The 22258-nt window shown below is 71.8% G+C and carries 15 protein-coding genes; 1 reads left to right on the top strand and 14 read right to left on the bottom strand.

The genetic code is table 11. The annotated features are described in order from the left end of the window. Positions 1 to 25 precede the first annotated feature (25 nt). Positions 26 to 1171 (bottom strand): glycosyltransferase, encoded by a 1146-nt coding sequence (locus KGD87_RS03745; RefSeq protein WP_284666180.1) that lies wholly within the window; start codon positions 1169 to 1171, stop codon positions 26 to 28. A gap of 121 nt (positions 1172 to 1292) precedes the next feature. Between KGD87_RS03745 and KGD87_RS03740 the strand changes: the two genes are divergently transcribed. Continuing rightward, positions 1293 to 2381 (top strand): glycosyltransferase family 4 protein, encoded by a 1089-nt coding sequence (locus KGD87_RS03740; RefSeq protein WP_502888031.1) that lies wholly within the window; start codon positions 1293 to 1295, stop codon positions 2379 to 2381. Here the strand turns inward: KGD87_RS03740 and waaL are convergent. The 13 genes from waaL to KGD87_RS03675 all read right to left on the bottom strand — a co-directional run bounded on the left by waaL (position 2321) and on the right by KGD87_RS03675 (position 22193). Then, positions 2321 to 3697, bottom strand: coding sequence for an O-antigen ligase WaaL (gene waaL / locus KGD87_RS03735; protein ID WP_284666178.1), 1377 nt, complete (start codon positions 3695 to 3697; stop codon positions 2321 to 2323). The two genes, KGD87_RS03740 and waaL, sit on opposite strands and share 61 nt — an antisense overlap. A gap of 1 nt (position 3698) precedes the next feature. Next, positions 3699 to 4814: an LptF/LptG family permease gene (locus tag KGD87_RS03730; RefSeq protein WP_284666177.1), complete on the bottom strand. Its 1116-nt coding sequence runs from the start codon at positions 4812 to 4814 to the stop codon at positions 3699 to 3701. Next, positions 4811 to 5923: an LptF/LptG family permease gene (locus KGD87_RS03725; protein ID WP_284666176.1), complete on the bottom strand. Its 1113-nt coding sequence runs from the start codon at positions 5921 to 5923 to the stop codon at positions 4811 to 4813. Before KGD87_RS03725 ends, KGD87_RS03730 begins: the two co-directional genes overlap by 4 nt. Continuing rightward, entirely contained in the window at positions 5920 to 7185 is a 1266-nt protein-coding gene (gene purD / locus KGD87_RS03720; protein ID WP_284666175.1) for a phosphoribosylamine--glycine ligase, read from the bottom strand. Before purD ends, KGD87_RS03725 begins: the two co-directional genes overlap by 4 nt. A gap of 1 nt (position 7186) precedes the next feature. After that, complete coding sequence (locus KGD87_RS03715; RefSeq protein ID WP_284666174.1) at positions 7187 to 10045, bottom strand: tetratricopeptide repeat protein; 2859 nt, start codon at positions 10043 to 10045, stop codon at positions 7187 to 7189. Positions 10046 to 10048: 3 nt separating this feature from the next. Then, on the bottom strand, positions 10049 to 11593 hold the full coding sequence (gene purH / locus KGD87_RS03710; protein WP_284666173.1) for a bifunctional phosphoribosylaminoimidazolecarboxamide formyltransferase/IMP cyclohydrolase: 1545 nt from the start codon (positions 11591 to 11593) through the stop codon (positions 10049 to 10051). A gap of 105 nt (positions 11594 to 11698) precedes the next feature. Next, the gene (locus tag KGD87_RS03705) at positions 11699 to 12190 is read right to left on the bottom strand and encodes a sigma factor-like helix-turn-helix DNA-binding protein (protein WP_002635080.1); all 492 of its coding nucleotides are present in this window, start codon (positions 12188 to 12190) and stop codon (positions 11699 to 11701) included. Between the two features lie 42 nt (positions 12191 to 12232). Then, positions 12233 to 12757: a MerR family transcriptional regulator gene (locus KGD87_RS03700; RefSeq protein ID WP_163787056.1), complete on the bottom strand. Its 525-nt coding sequence runs from the start codon at positions 12755 to 12757 to the stop codon at positions 12233 to 12235. 301 nt (positions 12758 to 13058) lie between these two features. Continuing rightward, positions 13059 to 15434: a serine/threonine-protein kinase gene (locus KGD87_RS03695; protein WP_284666172.1), complete on the bottom strand. Its 2376-nt coding sequence runs from the start codon at positions 15432 to 15434 to the stop codon at positions 13059 to 13061. A gap of 20 nt (positions 15435 to 15454) precedes the next feature. Further along, a complete protein-coding gene (locus KGD87_RS03690) occupies positions 15455 to 17800 on the bottom strand; it encodes a serine/threonine protein kinase (RefSeq protein WP_284666171.1) in 2346 nt (781 codons plus the stop codon). Positions 17801 to 17930: 130 nt separating this feature from the next. Then, positions 17931 to 18317 carry a hypothetical protein gene (locus tag KGD87_RS03685; protein ID WP_350101385.1) on the bottom strand — a complete coding sequence of 129 codons (387 nt, stop codon included), beginning with the start codon at positions 18315 to 18317 and terminating at the stop codon, positions 17931 to 17933. 108 nt (positions 18318 to 18425) lie between these two features. Then, positions 18426 to 21392, bottom strand: coding sequence for a choice-of-anchor D domain-containing protein (locus tag KGD87_RS03680; protein WP_284666169.1), 2967 nt, complete (start codon positions 21390 to 21392; stop codon positions 18426 to 18428). A 156-nt stretch (positions 21393 to 21548) separates the two neighbouring features. Further along, positions 21549 to 22193, bottom strand: a complete 645-nt coding sequence (locus KGD87_RS03675) for a CDP-alcohol phosphatidyltransferase family protein (RefSeq protein WP_284666168.1) — start codon at positions 22191 to 22193, stop codon at positions 21549 to 21551. Positions 22194 to 22258 lie beyond the last annotated feature (65 nt).

Below are 22258 nucleotides of genomic sequence, written 5' to 3'. Positions count from 1 at the left end.
GACCAAGCCAGGAGCGACAGCGAAGTCACAGTCCCGCGACGGGACCTGGGGAATCTGGCGACACCTCCCCCAGCACCGAGTGGATCTCTCGAAGAATGGCACTCTGGAACTGCGCGCGGCCAAAGCGCTCGGCCTGGGCGCGAGCGGCTTCAGGCCGAAAGCCTGTCTCCCATTCGTCGAAGTGGCGCACGGCCGCCGCGAGCGAGGCTGGCGTCTGTTCCGAGAAGAAGATTCCGGTCTGCTCCGTCACCGTCTCGAGCGCGCCACCCTTCCCGTAGGCGATGACGGGCCGGCCCGTCGCCTGGGATTCCAGCGGAGTGAGGCCGAAGTCCTCCTCGGGAGTGAAGATGAGCGCGCGGGCGTCTCGGTACAGCGCCGGAAGTGACGCATCCAGGACATTGCCAAGGAAGCGGATGTTCTCAGGCAGGGTTCCGGCACCCAGGCGAGCGGCCTCCTGGCCTGTTCCCACCACCCAGAGCTGGGCCTCCAGGTTCCGGAACGCTTCCAGCGCCACGTCCAAGCGCTTGTACGGCGCGAAGGCCCCCAGCCAGAGGAAGTAGCCGCCCTGGCCCCCGCCCTCCAGGGGCACCTGGGCGAAGCGCTCCAAGGAGACGGGCGGGTGGATGACGGACGCCTCACGGCCCCAGAAGCGCTGCACCTTGGTGGCGATGTGCCGACTGTTGGCGATGAAACGATGGACCCCCGCCGCCGTGCGACGGTCCCACCGGCGCAGCCAGGGCCGGACGGCATGGGCCGCCGCGCGCACCGGGAGGCCGGTGCGTCCCGGGCCGAAGTAGTCGTCGAACAAGTCCCACATGTACCGCATGGGCGCGTGCACGTAGCTCAGGTGCGGCGTGCCCCGCGGCGTGCGCAGGCCCTTGGCCACGCAGTGACTGGAGGAGAGGACCAGGTCGTACTTCCCCTGGAGCTGGAGGGACTCGATGGCCTTCGGCATCAGCGGCAGGAAGTGCCGGTAGCGCGTGTGGATGCCGGGGATGTGCTGAAGGAAGGACGTGAAGATGCGACGGGATTCAATGGCCGGCGACTGGGAGCCCGGCTTGTGGATGAGCGTGTAGATGTCCGCGTCTGGCAGGACTTCGCAGAGGGCATCAAGGACGCGCTCACCACCTCGGTGGGTGACGAGCCAATCGTGGACCAGGGCAACCTTCACGGCACGGCTTCTAACACCGGGCGCGCGCGGCGCGGCAAGCGTCGAGGGTGCCCGCCCGCCCCCATGGAGGCCGCGCGTGTGATACGCGGAGGCCGTGGCTCACGTCCTCCTCGACCTGCGCATGGTGCGCGGACGGCTGCATGGGATTGCCCGTTACGCCCTGGAGCTGGCGCGGCGGATGCCCGTGCTCGCGCCCGACCTGCGCTTCTCCGCGTTGGTGCCCCCCGAAGGGCTCGCTCCCGGCCTGGGTGAGCTGACGCCGCGCATGCCGCTGCACCGCGCGCTGGCCGGGTTTCTTTCGCCCATTGAGCAGCCAGCGCTCGCGGCGGACCTGGTGAGGCTGGCGCCAGCCGCGTTCCACGCCACGTCCTTCTCGCTGCCCCTCTTCTGGAACGGGCGGCTGGTGGCCACGCTCCACGACGCCAACCACCTGGCGCTGGCGGACCAGTACTCGCCGGCCCAGTCCCTCTACTACCGCGTCGTCGTGGGACCTCGCGCGAAGCGGGCCACCGCCCTGGTGACGGTGTCCGGGTTCTCACGAGACGAGCTCGCGAAGCACCTCAAGCTGTCGCCCTACCGCCTCCAGGTGATTCACAACGGAGTGGACGCCCGCTTCCAGCCGCCGACCCAGGCCGAGGCCGCCGCGTTCCGCGAACGGTACGAGCTGCCAGCGCGCTACGTGGCGGCGGTGGGCAACGCCAAGCGCTTCAAGAACCTGGCGCTGCTGAAGGACTTCGCTGGGGAATTGCCCGTGCCCGTGGTGCTGCTGGCGGGCAAGGGCGCGGTGGCGCACGAGCTGGGGCTGCATGAGAACGTGCTCGACCTGGAGGAGCTGCCCGAGGACCAGATGTCGCTGTTCTACGGCGCGGCGTCGGCGCTGCTGCTGCCCTCGCGCTACGAAGGCTTCGGGCTGCCGGCCCTGGAGGCCATGGGTGCGGGCTGTCCGGTGCTGGCGGCGGATGCGACCGCCCTGCCCGAGGTCGTGGGCAACGCGGCGTTGAGGCTCCCCCCGGACGACGCGGCGGCGTGGCGTGAAGCGACGCTGCGCGTGCTCCGCGACGACGTGCTGCGCCGGGAGCTGGTGGAGCTGGGCCGGGAGCGCGTCGCGCGCTTCACCTGGGACGACTGTGCCCGGCGCACCCTGGTCGTCTACCGCCGCGTGCTGGAGACCCCGGCGCCCGGAGGCTCGCGCGGGACGTCTGGCCGATAGGGCGTGGGCGCGCCTTCCAGCGGCAACAGCCCCTGACCGGCCCCCCGGCCGCGCAGGCGCTCACTGCCCTCGCACAGCCCCAGTCCCCAGACGAGCGAGAAGGACAGGTACACGCTGGAGTGGAATGGGAGGTAGTGCACCAGCGCGAGGATGTGGAAGCCCACCCAGGACAGCAGCGCGCCCGTGGCCGCGAGCGAGCCCTCGCGGTAGCGCCGGATGAGCGCGCGCGCCAGGAAGCCGTGCATCGCCAGCATCAGCAACAGCCCCACCAGGCCCGTCTCCGCCCACACCGTCAGCCACAGGTTGTGCGAATCGGTGGCCAGCAAGTCCGTGATGCCCGTCTCGTCTTGCGTGGCCAGGGCCGCCGGCTTGTGGTTGCCGAAGCCCACGCCCGTCAGCGGGTATTCACGCACCAGGCTCCAGCCCACGGCCATGGCGTGCTCGCGCTCGCCGCCGTAGATGTTGCCCAGCGCCTTCTCCAGGCGCGTGCGCCAGGCCGGGCTCATGGAGACGACGGCCACCAGCGCGAACATGAGCGCCAGCCCCAGCTTCCGCGCGGAACCTTGAACCAACAGCAGCAACGCCACCACGCTGACGAGCAGCGCCGCGCCCAGCGCCGCGCGCGCGAAGGCGTTGTAGATGGAGATGAGCATCCCCATCACCACCGCGCCCGCCAGGACGCGCCGCCGCGCCTGGTCCGCGCTGCCCAGCACCGACAGCGCGGGCCCGAGCGCCGCGATGGCGCCATGCGCGAAGCGAAGCCGGTGGGAGAAGAAGCCACCCGCCGCGTAGCGCGGAGACTCCTCCGTGCCGAAGTTCTCGTGCAGCCGCCCCAGGTTGAGCTTGAGGAACGCGGGCAGCTCCATGGACCAGCGCACCCGGTTCTGGAACACCCCCAGCAGCGCGGCCAGCAGCCACCCTCCCGCCAGGACGCCCGCCAGCAGCAGCCACGGCACGCCCACGGCGCCAATGCACGCGGCCGCGGCGCCCGCCACCGAGTCCAGCACCTGGCCGTACCGCGCGCCGCGCGGCCACGTCTGCGCCGCGCCCGTCAGCAGCGCCACCGCGGGAGACACCGCCTGCCACAGGCACAGCGCCCCACTGGCCCCGGCATAGGCGCGCACGTCCGGCGTCAGGCGGAGCCGCCCCCGCACCAGCAGAATCGCCGCCAGCAGCACCGCCGCCCCCGTCGCCACCTGGAGGACGACCTCCGCCAGCACCAGGCCCACGGTCCACGTCACGAGCACGGCGTTGATGGCGCGGCGCCAGCGCAGGTCCACCGGAAGCTCGGACGCGGTTCCCATGAGCGCGGACACGCTACCTCACCGGCAGCCAGCGCCGCGGCAGGGACAGCCGGCCCTCGCGCCGCAACCACACCGCCCCCGCGATGAGGCCCAGCAGTACGGTGGGCGCCCACGCGGCGACGCCAGGCGACAGCCGCTCCGTGAGCACCAGCGTCCGGCACACCATCATCAAGCCCCACATCGCCACCGCCGTCAGCAGGCCCTCGATGATGGCGGCCGTGAGGTGCCCCCGCCGGTTGGCGCGCAGGGCCAGCCCCACCCCCAGCAGCGCGGCGGGGAAGGCCGCCATCGGGTAGGCGAAGCGGTTGTGCAGGGCCAGCTCGAACTGCTTCGTCGCCAGGCCCACGTCGCGGCGCGCGACAATCTGCTCGCGCAGCTCGGACGCCCGCATCTGCTCCGGACGCCCTGGCCGGATGCGGAACGCGGTGACGGCCACGCCCAGTTCGTACTCCGCCTCCGGGAGCTGCCGCACGGACGTCTTCCCCTCGCCGTCGAAGGTGCGCTCCACCACGTCCGTCAGGCGCCAGCGCATGCCCTCCACCGGGAACATGCCGGAGGCGTCCAGGCGCCGCTGGAGGTTGAAGGACTCCGTCACCGTGAAGACGGACACGTCCTGGAACCCCTCCTGCGCGCTGCCGCCCCGGAGGAAGAAGATGTTGTCCCCACGCCGGAACCACTGCTTCGGCGTGTAGTAGAAGCGCCAGTCGCCCCACTTGTTGAAGCGCTGGGTGGAGATTTCGTCCACGCGCCGGCCGGAGTACGTCGCCACCCGCTCGTCGAAGGCCACCAGCCCCACGCAGGCCACGAACGACGCCACCAGGATGGGCAGGTACAGCGCGGACGGGCCGAAGGTCAGCGCCCGGATGGCGGTGACTTCGCCCTGCTTGCGCAGCGCGGACACCGTGGTGCCCGCCGCCAGCAGCAGCGCCGCCGGCCCCAGCTGCTGCACCGACATCATCGCCTTGTAGAAGTAGAGCTCCGCCGCGTCCCGCACCCAGCCCGGCCCCGTGTAGAGCTTCGCGCGGTCCACGAAGTCCACCACCACGAACACCAGCACCAGCCCCCCGAGGATGCCCAGGGCGAAGCGCAGGTACGTGCGCAGCACGTAGATGAAGAGCGTTCCCCTCACTTGACCGTCCCCGACCGACTCACCCGGTACAGGGCCCAAAGCCCCACCGCGACGAACACCAGGTTGGCCATCTGCCCCGCCAGGCTCACGGGCAGCTGGCCCTTCTGCCCCATCTGCTCGAAGACGCGGCTCAGCAGGTAGTAGAGGACGTAGCCGCCCAGCGTCAGCAGGTAGCCCCACGCCCGGCCCGACTGGCGCCGGCCCATGGCCAGCGGCGTGCCCAGCAGCGCGAAGGCGATGGGCGCCAGCGCGTTCCCCAACCGGCTGTGCAGCGCCATCCGGAACATGCGCGCATCCTCGCCCCGCGCTTCCGCCTCGCGCGCCGCCTCCATCAGCTCGACGGGCGTCAGCTCCTCACGGGAGAACGAGAAGCGGCTGCGCTTGCCCATGGAGGCGCCCATGCCCACGCTGATTTCGGCCTGGTCGAACCGGATGATGCTGTACTCCTCCGTCTCCACGCCCGCGGAGCGGTGCACCTCCCCCGCCTCCAGCGCGAAGCGCAGCACCTCGCCGCTGGTGGACGTGCCCACCTGCCCCCGCTGCGCCAGCACCAGCAGCGGCGAGTTCGCCTCCCGGTCGTCATGCAGGAGCACGTGGGTCCACTTCCCGTCCGTCGACACCTGCTCCGCGTACAGCGTCAGGTTGCTGAGGTCCTCGTAGAAGACGCCGGACTTCACGTCGCCCACGGCGTTCTTCCGGATGACCTCGCTCACCAGCACCTTCAGGCCCGCCAGGCCCCAGGGCTGCGCCGTGGAGGTGATGACCAGCATCAGCACGCTGAGCGCCACCGCGATGCCCATCGGCGCGGCCAGCAGGCGCACCGGCCCGATGCCCAGCGCCTGGAGCGCGACCAGCTCCCGGTCCTCGCCCAGCCGCCCCAGCCCCAGGAGGATGGCCAGCAGGAAGGCGATGGGCAGCGCCATCATCAGGAAGTGCGGCGCCAGGTACGCCAGCAGCCGCGCCAGGTCCACCAGCGTCACCGACGAGCCCAGCAGCACGTCGGTGCCCCGCAGGAACTGCATGACGAAGAGCAGCAGGAACATGAACGCCACCCACACCCCGAGCGGGACCAACAGCTCCCGGAGCAGGTAGCGCGAAAGGCTGTTCACGGGGCGGCCTTCATCCCTCGCGCGCCGATGTCCCGGCGCAAGTGCATGCCCTCGAAGCGCACGGCCGCCGCCGCCGCGTAGGCCCGCTCGCACGCCTGCGCCAGGTCCTGGCCCCGCGCGCACACTGTCAGCACCCGGCCTCCGGCCGTCACGACGCCGCCATCACGCGCCTCCACGCCCGCCAGGAACACCGTGGCGTCGGGCGGCACCGCGTCCAGCCCTTCAATCCGCTGGCCCTTCTGCGGCGCGTCCGGATAGCCCCGCGCCGCCAGCACCACGCCCACCGAGGCGCCGGGCGCGGACACCAGCGTCCGCGGCGTGAGCGCGCCCCGGGCGCACGCGTCCAGCAGCGGCAGCAGGTCCTCGCCCAGTTGCATCATCAGCACCTGCGTCTCCGGGTCACCGAAGCGCGCGTTGAACTCCAGCACCTTCGGGCCGCCACGCGTGAGCATCAGCCCCGCGTACAGCACGCCCCGGAAGGGAATTCCCCGCTGGCGCAGCACTGCCAGCGTCGGGGCGACCACGCGCTCGCCCACCTCGGCGAGCTGCGCGGCGGACAGGAAGGGCGCGGGGCTGTACGCGCCCATGCCGCCGGTGTTGGGCCCCGTGTCACCTTCGCCCACGCGCTTGTGGTCCTGGGACAAGGGCAGCATGGCGTAGCGCTCGCCATCACACAGCGCCATCGCCGACACCTCTTCGCCCTCCAGCAGCTCCTCCAGGACCATCGTCTGGCCCGCCACGCCCATGGCGCCCACGGCCCGCACCGCCGCGCGCGCGGCCTCCACGTCGTGGGCGACGATGACGCCCTTGCCCGCCGCCAGGCCATCCGCCTTGACGACGATGCGCCCCTGCGCCACCGCGTAGGCCTCCGCCGCCGCCACGTCGGTGAACGTCCGGAACGCGGCGGTGGGCACGCCGGCCTCGGCCATGATCTCCTTCGCGAAGGCCTTGGAGCCCTCGATGCGCGCGCCCGCCGCCACGGGCCCGAAGCAGGCGATGCCCGCGTCGGCCAGCGCGTCCGCGACGCCCGCGACCAGCGGCGCTTCCGGGCCCACCACCACCAGGTCCACCGCCTCGCGCTTCGCGAACGCGGCGACCTCCGCGGGTGCGTCCGCGCGCAGGGCCACGTTGGTGCCCAGCTTCGCCGTGCCCGGGTTGCCAGGGCCGCACCAGAGCTGGGTCAACAAGGGACTCTGCGACAGCTTCCACGCGAGCGCGTGCTCACGGCCACCGGAACCGAGCAGCAGGACCTTCACATCCACCTCACCGTTCCAACAGGTAGAGCATCCGCTTCGCGGGGAGGTAGGCTGGATCCAACCCCACCACCTTCACCAGGGTGTCTCGCGCCGCGTCCTTGCCCCGGGCCGACTCCAGCTGCGCCAGCCGCGCCTGCGCCGACAGCAGCGTGGGCGCCAGGGCCAGCGCGTCCCGAAGCGCGCGCTTGGCCGGCTCCACCTGCCGGGCCTCCGCCAGCGCCAGGCCGCGCGCCAGGTGCGACACCGGCAGCTGCCGCCCCGCCGCCGCGGAGCGCTCGCCCAGGCGCCGGGCCTCCGCCGTGGCCCCTCGCTGCAGCGCGATGAGCGAGCGGTAGGCCAGCGCCCCCGCGTTGTTCGCGTCCACCTCCAACACGCTGCGCAGGTGGCGCTCGGCCGCGTCGAACTGGTGCTGGTGGAAGCGCAGCAGGCCCTCGTACAGCAGCGGAGACGGATCCTCCGGCCCCTCGGACAGCGCGAGGATGGCCCCCTCCACGCCCTCCACCGTCTCGCGTGGGCGCAGCCAGTAGGCGGACGTCGCGGGCCGCGGCTCCAGCCGGAGCGGGTCCGACTGCAATGCCTGGTGCAGCGCGCGGAAGGCATCGTCCCGCCGCTTCGCGCTCGCCGCGGCGACGCCCGCCAGCAGCTGCGCGTCCAGCCGCCGCGCGTCCAGCCTCACCGCGTCCTGGAAGGCCTCCAGCGCCTCCAGCGGCTTCTTCTCCAGGAGCAGCAGCCGGCCTTCGAGCACCTTCTCCAGCGCGCCGTCCTCCAACTGCCCGCGGAAGCCCGGCAGATGGGCTCGCGCCTTCTCCGCGTCGCGGCGGCCCAGGGCCACCAGGAAGAGCTGGAGATGCGCCTCGGGCAGGTCCTTCACGAGCCGCAGGGCCTCTTCCGCCGACTTCACCGCCGCGTCCTGACTGCCCGCGGTGCGCTCCGCCGCCGCCAGGTGAACCAGCACCTCGGCCACCTCGGGCGCGTCGTAGCGCTCCCGGTTCTTCATCAGCGCGCGCAAGTCCCTCACCGCGCCCGCGGCGTTGCCCTCCGCCTGGTAGCGCAGCATCGCCAGCGGCAGCAGCGCGCGCAGCTCGCCGGGCTCCGCCTTCACCCGGGCCTCGTACAGCTTGCGCGCCTCCGAGGGCTCACCCACCTCCTGGTAGATGCGGGCGGTGAGCGCCAGGCTCTCCCAGTCCTTCGGGCTCGCCTCCAGCCGCTTGCGCAGCGTGTCCAGCGCGGCGGAGTACTCACCGCCCGACGCATGCGCGAGCGCGCGGTAGTAGTGCAGCCGCTTGATGTCCGGCGACAGCTTCTGCGCGGAGTCGAAGTGGCTGCGCGCCAGCTCGCGGGACGACGACAGCCACGTGCGGCCCAGCACCAGGTGCGCTTCGGCCCTCTGCGCGTCGGGGAGCTCCGCGCGGGCCAGCAGCTCCTCCGCGAGCGGACGGGCCTGCTCGGGCTGCCCGGAGCGGGCCAGCAGGAGGTTCGCGTGCGCCAGCAGCAGCGGCGCCGTGCGGCCGGACCGGGACTCCGCCGCCGACAGCAGCGCGCGGGCCTCCTGGAACGTCGCGTCGTCCATGCGCGCGCCGCGTCCCAGGGCCAGCGCCTGGACGTAACCCGCGATGGCGGCGTCGCTGGCCGGGTCCAGCACCAGCGCCTGCTGGAAGGACTCCTCCGCCTCCGCGTACGCGAAGCGCTCGTCACGGGCGAGCTGCTGCTGCCCATACGCGAACCGCTCCGCGCTGGTGCCCTGAATCTCCAGGTACTTCAGCTTCCAGCGAGGGAGCACCGCCTGCACCGCGTCCGGGATGGGGGCCGCGGGTGGTGGGCCCGCCTGGCGGCGCGACGCCTCCTGCTGCTGCTGGTACAGGAAGTAACCGCCTACGCCTCCGCCCACGACGACGAGCCCCACGAGGCCCGCCACCAGCCCGCCCTTGCCTCCACGGGAGCGCCCACCACCACTGATGCGCACCGGCGCGGAGCGCGAGCCGCTGCGAGGCTCCGCGCCCAACTGCGGCGTGGAGGCGCGGAGGCCACTGCGAGGCTCCGGCCCCATGTCCGGAATGATGTCGGTGCTGATGGGCACGCGCGCGCCCCCGCGGGGCTCGGCACCGCGCCCTGGCTCGGAACCCTGCGCCTCCGATTCGGAGCCTCCACCCAGGTCCGCCATGGGCGGCAGGAAGTCGGAGCTCCCCGCCGGAGCGGCCGGACGGCTCGCGGCGGCGGGCGGCACCTGCGCGGAGCCAGGCTGGCGGCAGTCGTCACAGATGCCGAGCGCCTGGTCGAAGGAGTCCGTCAGCGGCTTCTGGCAGACGCGGCAGCCGAACGTCGCGGCCGGCGCGGCGGCGGGCTTCGCCGGACGCGAAGGCTGGGACTCCAGGCCCTGCGGCGCGGAGGGCGCCGGTCCCAGGAAGTCGAGCAGCGGGTCCTCCGCACCCGCCCCACCACCTCCCGACGCCGGCGTCCCCAGGTCCGCGAAGGGGTCCACGGGCGGCGCGGACGCGGGAGCCGGCGACGGCATCGCCCCGAAGTCGCCGAACAGGTCCGAGCCGGACGCGCGCTCGCCCTGGGCCGACTTGGGCGCCGGAGCCGCGCCAGGTGCCGGCGCGGCGGGCGGCGGCGGCGCACCGAAGTCGCCGAAGAGGTCGTCCGCGGGACTCGACGCGGGCGCGGCGCCAGAGACAGGCGTCAGCGTGACGGGCGCCGCGGGCTGCGACGCCGGAGCCGGCGCGCCAGCAGCGAGCACAGCCGAGGGATCGCGCCGGACCAACTGAAGGTTCCGGCAGCGAGGACACTGCGCGCGAACGCCCTTGGCGGTGATGAGCTTGTCATCAATCGCGTAGGCGGCCGCGCATTTCTGACAGACGATGCGCATGGCTCAGTGCCGGAAGTGTCGCACTCCCGTCAGCACCATGGCCATCCCATGTTCATCCGCGGCGGCAATCAACTCCGCGTCACGGACCGAACCGCCGGGCTGTACGACACAGGTGGCACCCGCCCGGGCGGCCTCGTCCAGGCCGTCCCGGAACGGGAAGAAGGCGTCCGAGGCCACCGCGCTCCCCCGGAGGGCCGCTCCGCCGCGCTGCATCGCGATGCGGACCGAGTCCACCCGGTTCGTCTGCCCCCCGCCCTGCGCCAGCAGCTGCTCACCCGAGGCGAAGACGATGGCGTTGCTCTTGACGTGTTTGCACACCTTCCAGGCGAAGCGCATGGCCCGCTCCTCCTCCGGCGAGGGGGCCCGCTTGGAGACCACCTTCCACGACAGCGGCGGCTCCACCGAGTCCCGGTCCATCAGCAGCATGCCGCCGGACACGCTGCGAGCGTCCAGCTGGGCACGCGGCCGGGCCTGGGGACTGGCGAGCGCGGGGCCCGCCTCCAGGAGCCGCAGGTTCTTCTTCGCCGCCAGCACCCGCAGCGCCTCCGGCGAGTAGGACGGCGCGATGACCGCCTCCAGGAACGTCTCCGCCATGGCCTGGGCCGTGTCCGCGTCCACCTCGCGGTTGAGCGCGACGATGCCACCGAAGGCGGAGACCTCGTCCACCGCACGGGCGGTGCGGTAGGCCTTCACCAGGGCGTCATCCACCGCCACCCCGCACGGCGTGTTGTGCTTGATGATGACGGCCGCGGGGGCCTCCGGGAACTCCAGCAGCAGGCCCAGCGCCGCGTCCAGGTCCAGGATGTTGTTGTACGAAAGCTCCTTGCCCTGCAGCACCTTGGCGAAGGCGACCGTCGGCTCCTGGGGCGTGGCGTGCTCGCGGTAGAAGGCGCCGCGCTGGTGCGGGTTCTCCCCGTAGCGCAGGTCCTGCGACTTCTGGAACGCCAGCGACAGCTCCCCCGGGAACGGCTCGCCCGCCTGCGCGGACAGCCACGCGGAGATGGAGGCGTCGTAGGCCGCCGTGTGCGCGAAAGCCTTGCGCATCAGCCGGCGCCGCGTGTCCTCACTCACCGTCTGCTGCTGCTCCAGCTCCGCCAGCACCGCCGGATAGTCGTCCGGGTCCACCACCACCGAGACGTGCCGGAAGTTCTTCGCGGAGGCGCGAACCATCGCCGGCCCGCCGATGTCAATCTGCTCGATGACCTCCGGCTCCGCGGCGCCCGAGGCCACCGTCTGCCGGAACGGATACAGGTTCACCGCGACCAGGGAGATGGGCTCGATGCCGTGCGCCTTCATCTCCTCCCGGTCGGCCTCCAGCTCCAGCCGTCCCAGGATGCCGCCGTGGATACGGGGGTGGAGCGTCTTCACGCGGCCCCCCAGAATCTCGGGGCTCTGCGTGTGCTCGGACACCTTGGTGACGGGCACCCCCGCGCCCTTGAGCGCCTCCAGCGTGCCCCCAGTGGACAACAACCGGAAGCCCAGGCGGACGAGCCCCTGGGCGAAGGAAACCAGACCTCGCTTGTCGGAAACGCTCAGGAGAGCCAGCACGTGTGGGCCTCGGTGTGCGGGAAGCGGCGGTAGTAGCAACCACCCCCTGGGGTGTCAACGCAACACGTCGGCCCTCCGTTTGCGGGTGGAAACCACCCGCGGACATCAGGGCTTGCGAGCCGAAACCGGCGGCTCGGCTTCGGTGGCCTCGCGCAGCTTCATCAGCCCGCGCGTCTCCACCTGGCGGATGCGCTCACGGGTGAGGTTCATGATCTCCCCCACCTCCTCGAGCGTGATGCCGCCCTTCTCCGCCACGTCCAGGGCGCAGGTGTGCTCCAGCTCCCAGATCTCCTTGTCCGGGAAGTTGAGCTTGATGGACCCCGTCTCCGGATTCACGTCCAGGTAGAGGTTGTGCTTGCAGGAGACGAAGTTGCACGGCCGGGGACCGTTGATGCAGTCCGCGCGCGTGCGCGGCCGCGTGTCGTCCATCTGCTTCAGCAGGTCGGCCTCTTCGGGGTCCACCTGACCCGTGAGGCGCCTCCTCCGCAGGTCGCGCGCCATCTCCTTGCGCGACATGGTCTTGGAACGGCGGCGCTCCTGCGCCTGGTCCGATTCCTGGTCCCCCCCCTCCTCCTGTAGCTGCTTCACTTCCGACATGTCCCCTCCACGTGAGGCCAGTCTACCCGGTTCCCGGGTATTCTATTGCGAACGGATGGTTTCGTCTGCGCGTGCGGTCACGGCACTACCCAGCCGGGCGACATCCCGGACCAGATCCTGCGCTCTTTGCCGCAAGGTTGCTAGCTGCGCCTCGAGCGTACGCCGATGCTCCCCCCCAAAGGCACGGTCCCCCAGCTCCTCCTGGAACCCATTCAGGAGGCCCGCCAGGTCCCGCTCCAACTGATCGATGTAGTTGCTGTGGAAGACATAGGACCGCTTGATGTCCTCCAGGGTGTGCCCCTCCGCCATCATCCTCTTGATGACATTGATGCGGCGCACCGCCTCCACCGGGTAGAGCCCGACGCTCCCCTGGTGCTTCCCCTTCCGCCCCACCCGGCGGCTCCTGGGTAGCAAGCCCGCCTGCACGTACTTCCGGAACGTCGCCTCCGAGAGGCGCACGCCCCGTGGCCGGAAGATTTCCAGGATGGCGCTCGCGGGCAGACCGCTCGCGTTCTCGCGCTCGATCCGAGCAATCTCCTCAGGAGCCAGCAGGTCCATGGATTCCATTGAATATAATCCACTGAGTGGAGGCCACTGAGTGCCAGAACGGACGGTTGGGTGTCAAGGCAGACCACCAGGCAGGCAGGCGGCGACGGACGAATCGCGCGCCTTTGAACAGGCGGGACGGCAGGTGGGACGAGGTAGGCGTGACAGCCCGAAGGCAGCTCGCCTGGTGCGCGGCGGCAGCGTTCAGGACTGGACGTTGAGGGTGCTCAAGCGGAAGCGAGCACGGGCGGGTGACTTCGGACCTGCGGTCAGGTTCCGGCGCGGCTGCCGGTGAGGCCGCCGCACCGGGAGCCGGCCTGGCTCAGCGCCCCTTGGGGGCGCGGAACTCGCGGCTCACGGTGCCGCCCGCGGTGACGGCGACGTCGTAGCGGCGCTCGCCGGACGGGTGCTGGAAGACGAGCTTGTGGTTGCCGGCGGGCAACCGGTACGACGCCCGCCCCGTCACCTCGCCCATGCGCTTGCCGTTGATGAACACGGTGGCGTAGGGCGCGGCCTGGACCTGGAGCGTTCCGCTGGCCGGCGCCGCGCGCACGCGCGTCGTCTCCTGGGGCTCGGGAGTCCCCGGCGTGGGGTCGGCAGGCGGGTGGGTGGTGGCGGCGGCGAGCACTTCCTCGCGCATCAGCCCGTCCACCTCGGCTTCGGCGTCGGCGGCTCCGGCGGGCGCCTTCTCCCCGCTCCCGGCGTTCCCAGGCACCGCTGAAGGCGCGGGCTGTTCCTCCGGCACGGCCTCATCCACAACGGGTGCGGCCACCACGGGTTCCGCCGGCGTCACCGGAGGAGTTGCACCGGTCCCCCGCATCACAGCGAGGCCGCCCCCGACGACAGCCAGCCCCAACGCCACGGACAGTCCCAGCGCCCACGGACGGCGCGCCGTCGGCACGGACACAGGGGCCACGGGGCCGGACGCACGGGCACCCGCCGCGGGCAGCTCGGCTCTGGAGCCATGGGCACTCACCGCGAGCGTCTCGGGTCCGGACGCACGGGCTCCCGTCGCGGGCACCTCGGCCCCGGGGCCACGGGCACTCGCCGCGAGCGTCTCGGGGCCAGACACACGAACACTCGCCGCGCGAGCCGCTGGGCCGGACGCACGGGCACCCGCCGCGGGCACCTCGGAAGCATCAGGCTCTGCGGCCCACTCCCCGGGATGTGACTCCGGCTCTGTATTCGACGGGGTCCCTTCCTCGTCGTCGTCCTCATCGTCCCAGGCGCTGGCCAGCCTCAGGCTCCCGGAGGGCCCTGACGGTGACGCGACGGCGGCGCTCCCGTCCGGACGACTCGGGGTTCGCGCGCTCCCGGCCACCGCCGGGACACCCGAGCTCCTGCCCGGCGGCTGCTCGGCTCGTGAGTCCTCGCTGGAGGCGGCACCGCGAGCCTCCTCGGCCCCACCGGAGCGCGGCCCCGACACCGCGGCCATGCCCTCCGGACGGCTCTGCCGCCCCGGCGTGGAAGGCGTGCCCTCGAAAGCAGCGCCGCGAGGCACCGGCGACGACGCCACCGCCGGCAGCGGCATCATCGGCGTGGCCATGGGCGGCAGCGGCGCCGCGTCCAGCGCGGCCTCCTCGCCCCTGCGAGGCAACACGAAGGTCGGCGCGTTGACGTCCTCGTCCGGAGAGGTCGGCAACGCCAGGCCGCTGCGGCCAGGAGGCGCCAGCACCGCGGTGGGCTCACGCGGCACGGCCCCCACCCCTGCCCCAGGCGCCGGCGCCCCCTCCACGACGTGCGTGCGCTCCTGCACGGTGGGAATCGCCTGGGTGAGGCTGGTGGGGAACAAGCGGCGCATGAAGGCGCTCAGGTCCGTGTCGTCCACGGACCTCGCATGCGTCAGCACGCACTGGGCCAGGGCGCGCTCGAACTCCGCGGCCGTCTGGAAGCGAAGCGCGGGATCTCTGTCCAGCGCGCGCACCACGGCGGCGTCCAGGTCCGCCGGCACGTCCGGATTCAGCCGGGCCGGAGGCGGGATGGTGCTCAGCTGCACCGCGCGCAGCACCGCCACCTCGGAGTCCCCGTCGAACAGGCGGCCGCCGGTGAGCATCTCCCACAGCACCACGCCCAGCGCGAAGATGTCCGTGCGCGCATCCACGGCCTCGCCCCGGGCCTGCTCGGGCGACATGTACGCGAACTTGCCCTTCAGCACGCCCGGCTGCGTCAGCTTGTTGCCCGCCTTGGCGATGCCGAAGTCCGTCAGCTTCACCGCGCCGTCGAAGGACAGCAGCACGTTGTGCGGCGTGACGTCCCGGTGCACCAGGTCCAGCGGCTGGCCATTGACGCGGACGCGGTGCGCGTAGTGCAGCCCCCGGGCGACCTCCGCGCCGATGTGCGCCACCAGCATGGGCGGCACCGGCTCCATCAGCTCCTTGCCGCGCTTGCGAAGCTCCCACAACGAGCAGCCGCGCACGTACTCCATGGCCAGGTAGTACGTGTCCTCGTGCTTGTCGAAGTCGAAAATCTGCACCACGTTCGCGTGGTTCAGCCGCGAGGCCAGCCGCGCCTCGGCGATGAACATCCCCACGAACTCCGGGTCGCTGGCGAGGAAGGCGCGCACCCGCTTGATGACGACTTCCTTCTCGAAGCCCTCCGCGCCGCGCGCCGTGCACAGGTAGATTTCCGCCATGCCGCCCTCGGCGAGCTTGCGGCGGACGACGTACTTGCCGATGTGGGTGCCGGCTTCGAGCGTCACGGGAGCATCCAAGGCATGTGCTATTCGAACTTCACGCTCACGACGTTGAGGTCGATGGGCTTCACCTCGATACGTCGACTGAGCGTCTTCTTGAGGTCGGGGTTGACGAAGCGGCAGTCATAGCTGCCCACGCGCAGCTCCACGGCCTCGAAGGGCGTTTCGCCCATCCGCTTGCCACCGCACGTCACCTCCGCCCAGGGATGCACGACGAAGCGCACCCGGGCCAGCCGCCCCTCCTGCCGGGGCTCCGGCCGCGCCGGACGCTCGCGAACCACCGCCGCCACGGGCGCGGCGGGCACCGCACCCGGCTCAGGCTCCAGCGTGAAGCGCGCCACCTGCGCCGCTGCCTCCCCCACCGTCACCGTGCGCGTCTGCGCCTGGTGCCGGTCGGCCTCCACTCGCACGGCGACCTGCTGGCCCACCGCCGCTTCGAGCACGACCGGCCGCTCGCCGTGGCGCTGGCCATCCACCAGCACCACCGCGTCCGCGGGCTGCGTCTCGATGTGCAGCCGCACCGGAGCGGGCGCGGACTCCCCGGGAGGATGGGGCACCACGGGCGGGGGCCTCAGCTCCGTCGGAGCCTGGACCAGCGCCTCGGCCTGCATGGGCACGGGCGCGGGCACCGCTGCCTCCGGGTCCAAGGTCACCGGCGTTGGCTCCGTCGAGCGCATCGACCAGAACACCACGACCACCGCCAGGACCAGCAACCCCAGCCCCACCACGTACAGCCACGTATTGCCGCCCGTCGCCGCCGCGCGGGCCACGGGGCGCTTCGCCGCGCGCGACATGCCCAGCGACAGCGTGGGGGCGTCCTCCTCGAGCTGCTCCCCGTCCCGCAGCGGAATCACCACGCGCGCGGGCCGGCCCGTGTCCATCATGGCGATGGTGGGCGCGTCCTCCTCCACCACGTACCCCCCTCGTGCCTGCGAGCGCGCGCCAGCGCGGGCATCCACCGTGGGCGCATCCTCGTCATCCACGGGGAGGGCCGGCGCGCCCAGGTCGAAGCGGCCCGTGTTGCCGAAAGGCCGCGGAGCGCCTCGAGGGTCCGTCGGCGCGGCGGCGGCCCCGCCCAGCTTCACGTCCGTCCGGGTCACCGACGCGGGTGCGCGCGCATCCACCGTGGGCGCGTCCTCCTCCACGGGCGGAGGAGGCGGCGGCGGAGGCGCCACGTTCATGCCGGAGCGCGAGGGCCGCTCGGGCTCCACCGCCCGGCGCTGTCCCGTCTGCCGCGGCGCGGGCTTGTCCGGCTCCAGCTCGAAGCGGCCCGTCCGGGACGCCGGTCGCGGGCGCAGCGCCGCCGTCGCGTCATCCTCCGGCGACATGGGCGGTGGACGGGGCGGCAACGCGGGCCGCAGGCCGGTGCGGCGCGGCGGAGCCTCCTGCCGCGACGCACCTGAATCCGAGTCCTCGCCCAGCACGTCGCCCGCCCGGGCCTCCTCGGCCAGCCGCTCCGCGAAGACCTCCTTCATGAAGGCGGACAGGTGCGCGGACGATGAGGGCGCCTGGTGCGCGCGCAGCCACTCCTCCAGCGCGTGCTGGAGGTGCGCCGCTTCCTGGTACCGGTCCGGCAGCTCCTTCGCGAGCGCCTTGAGGACGATGGCGTCCAGGTCCGCCGGCACATGTGCCGTCACGTGCGAGGGCGGCACCACCCGGCACTCCGACACCGCCGTCAGCGTCTGGATGTCGTTGGGGCGCTTGAACAGGCGCGTGCCGGTGAGCAGCTCGTACAGGACGATGCCCAGCGCGAAGATGTCCGCGCGGCAGTCCACCCGCATGCCCGCCGCCTGCTCCGGCGACATGTACGAATACTTCCCCTTCAGCACGCCAGAGCGAGTCACGGTGGCCTGGTCCGCCGCCTTGGCGATACCGAAGTCCACCACCTTCACCCCGCCCTCGAACGTCACCAGGATGTTCTGGGGGGACACGTCGCGGTGGACGATGCCCAGCGGCCGGCCCGTCGTCGGGTCCGTGCGCTTGTGCGCGTAGTCCAGGCCGGCGCAGGCCTCGATGAGGATGCGGCACACCAGCGGCACCGGCAGCGGCTGGCCCATCAGCTCCGACTGCTTCCACAGCCGGCGCAGGTCGTCGCCGTGGATGTACTCCATGGCGATGAAGAAGGAGTCGTCCTGGGCGCCCAGGTCGAAAATCTGCACCACGTTGGGGTGGTTCAGCCGGGCGGCGATGCGCGCCTCGTCCAGGAACATCTTGACGAAGTCGTCGTTCTCCGCGAGGTGCGGGAGGATCCGCTTGACCACCACCCGCTTGTCAGGCTCCGCCCCCTGAGGCCGCGCAAGATAGATCTGCGCCATCCCGCCCGTGGCGAGACGCTTCAGGAGCTGATACCTGCCATAGGTTTCGATGGACACGGCGACCTGACCGGCCCCTGGACAACCACCCTTGGAGTGGCCCCGAGTTCCGGGCGCGGGATGGACCCGAGCGTAAGCGCACCGGGAAGGAGGGTCAAACCCCCAACTGCTCCGGAAACGGCCTTTGTCGCTATCTCCGGGCGGCCCGCACCTCGCGGGTCTCCCGCATCAGGGTCTCCAGCTCGTCCAGGTGACGCTTCAGCACCGGCATCAGCACCGGCGCCGCGTCCACCCGGTCGAACAGGTCCAGGACCCGGTCCACCTTCCGCTCAATCTCCCCCGCCCGCGCCGGGCTGATTCGCCGCAGCAGCAGGTCCGCACCGGCCTCCATCAGCACCCGGGCCACGGCGTCCCGGGAAGCGAGCGGCTCCTCCCTCCGCTGCCCTTCTCCCTTGATGACGCGCAGTCCGGGGGCCCTTCCAAAGGGGCGGGCCGCGCTCGTCATCGTTCCTTCAAGGTCCTGGGAGTTCACCGGGTGCCTCCTCGGCAGCTGCAGGTACGACCTCAGGGTACACACCGCGAGGTGACCTCCAATTTTCTGGTCATCCGCACAGGCGGAAGCAGACCTGTAGCACCGGGGACTGACACCACCGTGGAGGGCCGGATGTCCGGCCTTCCCGGTGCGTTACATCGCGTCGCACGAGCGGCGGTAGTTGATGGCGATGCGGGTGCCCGCTGGCGGCACGACGTCGAACACCACGCTGTTGGTGGCCGCGTCGTAGGTCCAGCCGGTCGTGGCCGGCGTGCCATTCACCGTCACCGCCACGCTGCCGGGCTCCGGCAGGTCGCTGAGCGGAAAGCGCTGCTGCGCGGAGAAGGCCTTGTCGCCCACCGCCTGCAGCAGCGGCCGGTAGTCTTCCGCGCAGACGCTCACCACCTCGCCTCCCGTGCGGGAGGTGGCCTGCGAGTAGCGGGTACCGGCGCCGCCCGCCGTCGCGCAGCCCTCGGCCGGCGGAGCGATGGCGTAGAAGGTCGCGCGCTGCGGCTGGTTCTGTCCCTTGAGCTGCTGGGCCCAGTCCACGTAGGTGTCCACCGCGTCGGGCGAGTGGTCGTCCTCGTCGCTGACGAACAGCACCACCAGCGCGGCCTCCTCGCGCAGGAAGCCCGCGTTGCCGTCGTTGGGCGGCGGCGTGCGCGGGTCATCCGCGCTGTTCACCAGCGGCCGGGACAGCGCGCGGCGCATCGCCTCGAAGCCCTGCTCCACCTCCGCGCACCGGCCCACCTGCACGTTCTGCTGGAGCTGCTGGGCCAGGTTCGGCGTCGCGTTCGTGAGGATGCGCGGCAGCGACTGGTCCACCGGGAAGAAGCGGCCCGCCTCGCCGCCCTCCGCGCCGCCCGGGCACGCGTTGGCCGGGTCCGACGGCGTCACCGGGTGGATGCCCGTCGTCGTCACCGCCACGTTGAGACTCACCCGCCGGTCCAGCGCCGTCTGCACGAAGGTCGGAATGGCCTCCACCAGCCGCGGGTGCTCCACCGCCATGGAGGCGGTGTTGTCCACCACCAGCAGCACGTCCACCTTGCTGACGTCCTGCTGGACGAAGTTGTCCGTCTTCTCCACCCGCATCGACGACTCGCCCACCAGCGGAACCATCAGCGGCGCCGGCAAGTCGCTGGAGCCCACGTACAGCGGCGACAGGTTCATGCCCGACACCAGGCCGAAGTACTCCACGCCCACTGTGAAGGCCTCGTTGGGCGGCAGCATGAAGGGAATGGGGTCTGGCAACGCCGACAACCCGAACTCCGAATCCGTGGTGCCCGGCCCGATCCACACGTCGCTCACCGTCACCGGCGCGGCGCAGGCATTGAGGAAGTTCACCTCCATGGGCTCGGCGGGGCAGTCCGGCCGGGCCACGCCCCAGTCCATGTAGCGGCGCGAGGCCACCAGGCACACCGCCTGGGTGTTGGCCACCAGCGGCACCAGCATCACCGGGTTGGCCGGCTGCATTTGCTCAATCTGCACGGTGCCGGTGAAGTGGCCGCCCGCCACGGGCGCCATGAAGGCCACCTGGAAGCTGAACCAGTCGCCGGGGTACATGATGCCGCCGTAGAGGTCGCCGCCCGGCAGCGTGAAGACGCCGCCGCCGTCATCCCGCAGGCGGATGTTCTTCACCGGGCACAAGTCGGTGCCGCGGTTCTCCAGCTTGAGCCCCAGCACCGCGCCCTGCGTGGGCGGAATGGTGCCGAAGTCCAGGGCCTGCGGCGTGAGCGCGAGCTCACAGGGCGCGTGCGCCTCCGTGTTGCCGCGGAAGTCCATCTGCACCGTGGCCGCTGAGAAGGCGTTGGTCGTCATCACCAGCGAGCCCTCCGCCGCGCGCAGCTCGGTGGGCTCGTAGAAGACCTCCAGGTTCACCTCGCCACCGGGCGGCAACGTCACCGGCAGCGCCAGCGGCGTGTGGTTGAACTGGGGCGCCCCACCCTGCTGCGGCAGCCAGTCCAGCGTGTTGATGGTGAGCCCGCCCTCGTTGGACGCGCCGCAGTTCTTCACGTTGATGATGACGCGCACCTTCGCGCCGAGCGGCTGCGTGCCGAAGTCGTGGAACGACGGGGACACACACAGCTCCGGCGCGCCGCCGTAGCCGCGCAGCTGCACGGGCGTCGTCGGATGGCGGCGGCTCTCCACGTGGTACAGCGCGGTGTCCTGCGCCGCGCCCTGGTGGTCCGGGGTGTAGCGGAACGTGAAGGTCCGCGCCTCGCCCGGCTGGAGCACCAGGGGGAAGCCGATGTTGTTCTGGGTGAAGGACGCGTCGCGGCCCTCCAGCGTCAGCCGCGTCACCGTCACCGGCTCGGTGCTGATGTTGCGGATGCTCGACTCGCGCACCGCGTCCCGGTCCACGGGCACCGCGCCGAAGTCCAGGACCTCCGGCTCGGCCACCACCGCGCGCTCCAGCGCCTCCGCGGCCACCTGCACCGTCACGTCCGTGCAGCCGCGGCAGGGCGACACCGCCAGCGCTACCTGCTTGCGGCCCACCCGCACCGGGTGGAACGTCACCAGGAGCTCGCGACGCTCACCGGGCGAAAGCGTCACCGGCGCCACGCTGAACTCGTCGCGGTCCGCGCCCACCAGCCGCGGCGTCACCTCCACGGGCAGCGCCGTGGGGTTCTCCAGGCGCAGCGGCAGCACCTTCGTGGCGTCCGCTTCGATGCGGCCGAAGTCCAGCCGCCGCGGCGACACGCGGGCCCGGGCGTCCACGCCGCTCCCCGTCAGGGGAATGCGCAGCAGCGGTTCAATGCGCGTGTCCGAGCGCACCACCAGCACCGCCGGCTGAGAACCCTCGGCGGGCGGCGCGAACCGCACGCGCAGCGAGCACGCGCTCCCGGGCTGCAAGCTGTGCGGACCCTCATGGGTGAACTCGGCGCGGTAGGCTCCCTCCGGGCCCTCCACCCAGACCTCGTTCACGTCAACCGGTGCGCGGCCCACGTTGCGCAGCGAAATCTCCGCTTCGCGCGCATCGAAGATGGCCACCCGCTCGAAGTCGACGCCACCCGGCGTCGCCGTCAGCCGCCCGTCCGCCAGCGCCGAGCGCTCGCGATCCGCACAACCGACCAGCATTCCCACCACCGCGAGGGCGACCCAGCCCAAGCGCCCTGTCATGGCCCACCCCTTCCCCACTACCGTCAACCCCGGCCGCCGCGCGCCCCACATGGAGGACGGCGGAAGGAACGGTGGCGAAGCTAGGCACCCACTTCAGGGTGGGCAACCAGCCACACATGGGTAACCCCGCGCCCAGGGGTGGGTGGGTGTCCGGTATCAAATCTTCGGAATGCGCAATGTCTTGCTGATCATCGCGCTTCCGCTGGCCACGAACATCAGCGCCAACGGGTGCAACACCAACGGCCCCAGGTGCCACACACCGCCCCACAGGTCTGGACCGATGCGCCCCGCCCACAGCGCCGCGGCCATCACCATCACCAGCGCCAGGCTGGTGGGAATGGGGGTGCCCTCGAAGTACTTCACCTTCCCCGTCTCGTCCGCCAGGTCCGTCGACGTGACGTTGAAGCGCGCCAGCCGGCTGATGCCACACGCCACGAAGTAGAGGAGCGCCGCCACGTCCAGTGAGCCGCGCATCCCCACCGCGAAGGCCAGCGCCGCTGGCGCCATGCCGAAGGAGATGACGTCTGCCAGCGAGTCCAGGTCCGCGCCCAGCGGCGACTTCTTGAAGCGCCAGCGCGCGATGCGCCCGTCCATGACGTCCATCACCAGCGCCACCGGCATCAGGCCGAAGGCCCCCCACAGCCAGCCCACGTCCCCAGACGCCAGGTACTGCATGGAGGAGAGGATGGCGCCCGCGCCCGCGAAGCCGTTGCCCAGCGTCACGAAGTCAGCGAGCACGAACGTGCGAATCATCGAGAAGTGACGGCGCGGGCGGCGGGCACGGGACGGCTCGGTCGGCATATGCGCGATTTCCTACCACACCCCTCCCGCTCGGCCGGAAGCTCGTTCTTGCCACACTGCGTTGT

Origin of the sequence: Myxococcus sp. SDU36, assembly GCF_030168875.1 — a bacterium.
GTDB lineage: Bacteria > Myxococcota > Myxococcia > Myxococcales > Myxococcaceae > Myxococcus > Myxococcus vastator.
This window is presented reverse-complemented; position numbering and strand designations above follow the sequence as displayed.

What these genes read in the sequence shown, in the direction of transcription:
- KGD87_RS03740 (WP_502888031.1), top strand. Translation starts at nt 1,293, where the DNA reads ATGGTGCGCGGACGGCTGCATGGGATTGCCCGTTACGCCCTGGAGCTG.
- KGD87_RS03715 (WP_284666174.1), bottom strand. Translation starts at nt 10,045, where the DNA reads ATGCGCATCGTCTGTCAGAAATGCGCGGCCGCCTACGCGATTGATGAC.
- KGD87_RS03705 (WP_002635080.1), bottom strand. Translation starts at nt 12,190, where the DNA reads ATGTCGGAAGTGAAGCAGCTACAGGAGGAGGGGGGGGACCAGGAATCG.
- KGD87_RS03700 (WP_163787056.1), bottom strand. Translation starts at nt 12,757, where the DNA reads ATGGAATCCATGGACCTGCTGGCTCCTGAGGAGATTGCTCGGATCGAG.
- KGD87_RS03680 (WP_284666169.1), bottom strand. Translation starts at nt 21,392, where the DNA reads ATGACAGGGCGCTTGGGCTGGGTCGCCCTCGCGGTGGTGGGAATGCTG.
- KGD87_RS03675 (WP_284666168.1), bottom strand. Translation starts at nt 22,193, where the DNA reads ATGCCGACCGAGCCGTCCCGTGCCCGCCGCCCGCGCCGTCACTTCTCG.